The organism is Vibrio splendidus 12E03 (assembly GCF_000272105.2).
Lineage (GTDB): Bacteria > Pseudomonadota > Gammaproteobacteria > Enterobacterales > Vibrionaceae > Vibrio > Vibrio splendidus_I.
Genome location: NZ_AJZD02000308.1, coordinates 1 through 317, shown reverse-complemented (window position 1 = coordinate 317; position 317 = coordinate 1). Strand labels below are relative to the sequence as shown.

Here is a 317-nt window from a genome sequence, read left to right as displayed (position 1 = left end):
AAGACGATCCAGTGGATGCAGTCAACGACAGCGTGACGGTGCTTGAAGATGGCAGCGTGGCGCTGAGCCTACTGGCTAACGACAGTGCGCCAGACGGTGGTCTTGAAATCACGTCGATCAACGGCGTGGCGTTAACAGGGTCTGCACAAACCATCAGCGTGGACAATGGCAGCGTGGTTATCGCGGCCGATGGCACGATGACGTTCGAGCCGGCGGCTGACTTCAATGGCGACATCAGCTTCGACTACGACGTGAAAGACGCGGACGGCGATGTCGATACGGCGACTGTGAGCGTGAGCGTGACAGCACAAGACGAT

At 58.4% G+C, this 317-nt stretch carries 1 protein-coding gene; it reads left to right on the top strand.

The genetic code is table 11. The annotated features are described in order from the left end of the window. A partial coding sequence (locus tag A142_RS25015; protein WP_032545296.1) for an Ig-like domain-containing protein occupies positions 1-317 on the top strand: 317 nt, incomplete at both ends.